6 protein-coding genes and 1 pseudogene are annotated in these 4,070 nt (G+C 52.3%); 3 read left to right on the top strand and 4 right to left on the bottom strand.

Annotated features, from left to right (window positions below; genetic code table 11):
• Window positions 1-487: pseudogene (locus tag KB557_RS09405) on the bottom strand (transposase); the annotation flags it as partial.
• Window positions 488-839: 352 nt separating this feature from the next.
• On the opposite strand from KB557_RS09405, the gene KB557_RS09400 reads away from it, so the two are divergent.
• Together KB557_RS09400 and KB557_RS09395 are read left to right on the top strand one after the other, a co-directional pair.
• Window positions 840-983 carry a hypothetical protein gene (locus tag KB557_RS09400; RefSeq protein ID WP_255133576.1) on the top strand — a complete coding sequence of 48 codons (144 nt, stop codon included), beginning with the start codon at window positions 840-842 and terminating at the stop codon, window positions 981-983.
• A 176-nt stretch (window positions 984-1,159) separates the two neighbouring features.
• Window positions 1,160-1,426: a prevent-host-death protein gene (locus KB557_RS09395; RefSeq protein WP_255133575.1), complete on the top strand. Its 267-nt coding sequence runs from the start codon at window positions 1,160-1,162 to the stop codon at window positions 1,424-1,426.
• A 4-nt stretch (window positions 1,427-1,430) separates the two neighbouring features.
• Here the strand turns inward: KB557_RS09395 and KB557_RS09390 are convergent, their stop codons facing one another.
• Both KB557_RS09390 and KB557_RS09385 read right to left on the bottom strand, forming a co-directional pair.
• The gene (locus KB557_RS09390) at window positions 1,431-1,805 is read right to left on the bottom strand and encodes a HEPN domain-containing protein (protein WP_255133573.1); all 375 of its coding nucleotides are present in this window, start codon (window positions 1,803-1,805) and stop codon (window positions 1,431-1,433) included.
• Window positions 1,798-2,049 (bottom strand): nucleotidyltransferase domain-containing protein, encoded by a 252-nt coding sequence (locus KB557_RS09385; protein ID WP_255133571.1) that lies wholly within the window; start codon window positions 2,047-2,049, stop codon window positions 1,798-1,800. Before KB557_RS09385 ends, KB557_RS09390 begins: the two co-directional genes overlap by 8 nt.
• 359 nt (window positions 2,050-2,408) lie before the next feature.
• Between KB557_RS09385 and KB557_RS09380 the strand changes: the two genes are divergently transcribed.
• Window positions 2,409-3,311, top strand: a complete 903-nt coding sequence (locus KB557_RS09380; protein WP_255133568.1) for a hypothetical protein — start codon at window positions 2,409-2,411, stop codon at window positions 3,309-3,311.
• 135 nt (window positions 3,312-3,446) lie between these two features.
• On the opposite strand, the gene KB557_RS09375 is transcribed toward KB557_RS09380, so the two are convergent.
• Complete coding sequence (locus KB557_RS09375; protein ID WP_255133566.1) at window positions 3,447-3,953, bottom strand: type II toxin-antitoxin system YhaV family toxin; 507 nt, start codon at window positions 3,951-3,953, stop codon at window positions 3,447-3,449.
• Between the last annotated feature and the right edge of the window lie 117 nt (window positions 3,954-4,070).

The raw sequence follows: 4,070 nt of genomic DNA, 5'->3' as shown, positions 1-4,070 counted from the left end.
TGCTCCTCGATGTCTGCTGGCGGAACAGGGCGCCGCTGGGTATTGCGGTGTTGACCTGTCAACCGGCAGGCACGACGTTGAGAAACCCGGAATCGATCATGCAGAACCACCACGGCCCTGCGACGACGCTCCGGGCTCAGAAGTTTCCCGTCGCACCGCAGGTGCGCCTCGCGGCGCAACAAGCTCCTACGGCTTCGCCGGGCCTGCGGCTAGAGCATCGCCTTATCCAATTCGGCGTCTGCCAATAATCGCTTTAGCCGTGTGTTCTCCAGCTCAAGCTCCTTGAGGCGTTTGGCCTCAGTCGCTTATGGGCTCCGCCCGACTGCGTCTACATCCCGCCATATAGCTGCTGCCAGCGGTAATAAGTAGGGGTTGAGACCTCCAGAGCTCTGCAGACATCGGCGACAGCTTGGCCTTGGTTAAGCAGTTGTTCCGCGGTGCGCAGCTTGCGGATGATCTGCTCAGGGTTGTGGCGTTTGCGTTTCATGGAGCTTCTCCTAGCCAAATCTGGCCGGTAAGGAAGCTCTCATAAGGGCTGGTTCAGTTTTCGGGGTCCACGTCACCTGATGTTGATCCATACGCGCAATACACAAAAATTTGCAGTACTGGAATTTGGCGCCTCTTATAACGATGGCGGTATCGGAAACTTTGTTCAACCGCTGATTGGTGAACGCATATTTGGAACATTTACTCACTCCAAATTGGCAGGGTTGAGTATCAGCAGCTGTTTCTATTAGTTACGTTGATCTTCGGAAGATTTTCTGCATGAGCAGCTAACTCCTCTACGGCAGGCGTTAGCCCAGTGGACTTAGATTGCTTGATAGGTAACAGTGATTGCCATGAACCAGACATATACGGCCGTTGTTAAGCGTGATGGGGAGTGGTGGATCGGTTGGGTAGAGCAGGTGCTCGGCGTTAATGCCCAAGAGGAGAGCCGTGAATTATTGCTTACCTCGCTGCGTGAGTGCTCAGTGAGGCTCTGATTATGAGCCGAGAAGAGGCCCGCCAGGCCGCTGGTGCTGGCTACGAGGAATTCGCCCCGCTCCTAAAAGCTTTGGCAACAGTGAACAAACATTGCCTTAATGAGCTGCCAAGCCACTAAGAAGCGAAAAGGGCAAGAAAGCCTTAAGATGTGTACACATTTTAACGAGCAAGGGCCGTGGCTAGTCGCGTCGGCATTCGTGAGCTGAGGGCACAACTGGCCTCCCGTCTTGAGTCGGCTACACCAATCGAGGTAACTCGACACGGTCGCACCATTGGCCTTTATGTACCTCTGCCACAGCAGGGTGAACTGAGTGATCGCGAACGGCTGTTAGAAGCGGGCCGCCTGATGCAGGCCGAACTTGAGCGCCTCGGCCTAAGTGAGGATGAGTTAAGTGCCGATTTCAAGGCTTGGCGATTAGGGCGTATTAGGAAAGGGTTTTAAGTAATCATAGTTGACGTTGTGCCTCCTCGATTAGCATTGCTGTGACGTCTACTAGGAGCGGCCAATCAGGGGACTTGATCTCTAAACTGTCGTCGTAACGGGTTTGAACCGCAAAGAAGGTGAGATCAGCAACCCGTTCGTATGGGCTGAGATCTAGGCCTGCCTCTTGTAACCAATCGCTCAACGCCACCAGATCGTGGGTGAATGGAGCCATACCTCCACGGGAATGAATCCAACTTTTCAAGGCTTTTTCACAAGCCTGCTGCAGCAAAAAACCGATACTGCTATCACGAAAACCTAACAGCTCCACCATGCGCCGTGCTTCCGCAAGATCTGCCTGGGCGATCCGCAAGTAGCGCACAGCATCGGGATCAGCCATGCAGCAGGATCCCCTCTTGGTAGGCCTGGGTGGTGACGGCACTGCGTAACTGTTGACGCTCAATCACTTCGCTCTCGGAATAGATCAGCAGATCCAGAGGTAACTGATGACAGGAGAAGCGGCGCCAGAGATCACCCAACACACGAATGCGGTCGTGGCTAGCAAGCCAAGGATCAGGGACGGTGATCAGTAGATCCACGTCTGAGTTGGGCCGGGCGGTACCTCGGGCACGGGATCCGAACAACCGCACCTGTGCCGCCGGAATGGTCGCAGCGATCCCAGAAGCGATGGCGTTTATGCGCGGGTCCATCGGAATTGCGGAGAGAGTTGAGACGGCGGCAGTCATGGGTACATTCTGCTATTGAATTAGCAAGTTCAACAAAATGTATCTTGAGGCTGAGGGCAGCCGTTTGGCCTGGATTAGTTAGCTGCGGATGATCTGCAGGGGTGTATGAGGACGATGGAGTGAACCGGTTCCCCTCATATTTGGCCAGGGGCTGCTCCGCCCGTATTTGTTGCCTAGGGCTGCTGATCATTACCTCGGCAATAGGGAATAAGCAACACCGTGATGGGTTGCTATTCCATCGACAGCCGAGACGGGTCATGACAACACAACTCTCAAGCAATGATCAGACTTATTCCGCCACTGGCGACAGCCAGGATGCTGCTGATCTATTAAGCAACGACCAGGAATCCATCGCCAATAACTCAGACAATCAGGGGTTACACCAGGGGTCACAAACCCAAGGGTCACAAACCCGAGCAGAACCTGTTGACACCACTTTGGGGGCAACTGCTCTTACCAGCCATAGCAAAGACGGCCTTACAGAAGCGCTTAAATCTGAACGGCGCCGCAGCAACCAATTAGAAAAAGAATTGCGTGGTGTACGGCAGCAACTAACACGTTTTTCTGAAATTAATCCAGAGGAATATGCACGACTACAAGAAGCAGAACGTCAAAAACAACTACTTGAACAACAAGTTGAATTACGTGAACGTCAGATGGAGGAAGCTTCTGCCAAAAAGGTGGCAGCAGTGGCCGCTGAACGTGATGCAGCAGCTAGTTTAGTTATGCAATTACGTAAAGAACGACTGCTTGAACGGGCCTTTTCAGAAGCAGAAGGCCGCACTGGTGGTGATGTGCACGGCACATTTTTTGATGTATTTAAAGGTCAACTAGGTGCAAGTTTTAGGCTTAATGCCAGTAAAGATTCAAATGCTAGCGATTGCCTTGAACCATTAGATGCGCAAGGCCAACCATTACTTGGTGATGATGGCCGTCCGCTTAGCACTGCTGATTTCCTTGATCAACTACGTATTCACCCCGTTTACGGCTTTTTATTCCAACAGCGTGGTGCCATGACAATGGGCAGTGGTGTAATCAATCCAGGCCTAACTGCAAATCCATATGGCGAGGTGCTTAATCCACAATCAATGAGTGCTACTGAGTTATATCGCGCTTCTTTTGCTAGCCCTACAGCAAAAAAAAGAGCCCTAGCACTTTAAAAACAAGTAGTGCAAATAAAAAACATCAACTTTCCTTTTAGAGTGAGTTGAAAGAGATGTTTCAGCTGTGCGGTGCACTTACATCAGATGTGATGCAATGAGGCCATTTGCAATGAGCTAATCCTTTGCTACGCATCAAGATAATTGTTCGGTGATCTGCTGTATGCGTCTATTCCCTTGCATGGCTTCTTTAAGCAGCTCTTCCCAGTCATCTGGCGGATGTCCGCTGGCCAGCATGGCTTGAAAAACTCGATAGGCATCGCTTTTGCTGCCGTAGGCGCGCTTGCTCTGCTGGTCATTAACCCAACCGAGCACGATCACCTTTGAGCGGCTGTGAAAGCGAAAGAAAAGCCTGTATTGCTGGAAGAACTTCGCCCTGCGCCAGTGCCGATATTCGTTTCCAAGGGTTGAACCCTGCTGAAACTCCTTGCGGCTGGGCTCCAAAGGGATGTCGTGGAGCATCAACTTGGTTATCGCCGCTAGATGCTTACTGGCGGCTTTGCTTCTATACCCCTGGGGATCCTTTTGGCGGAGAGCCTCCACTTCCGTTATTAGCGCCTCCAGCTGATCTAGGAATAGCGGGTGCGCATAGACCCGCCAGCCGTTGATCACTACTGCAGCTTTATCCGTTTTGCCCGCCATTAAACGGTGTTGCCTGTGGCCAACTCGCCCGCGTAGTCATCGTCATCTGGCAGCGGTGCAGCCAGATTCACCTCAATCCCACCCACCAATTCCTGCAAGCGGCCCGCCAGATCCGCA

It is taken from the genome of Synechococcus sp. Cruz CV12-2-Slac-r (assembly GCF_024346075.1).
In the GTDB taxonomy this organism is placed as follows: Bacteria; Cyanobacteriota; Cyanobacteriia; order PCC-6307; family Cyanobiaceae; genus Synechococcus_D.
This window is presented reverse-complemented; position numbering and strand designations above follow the sequence as displayed.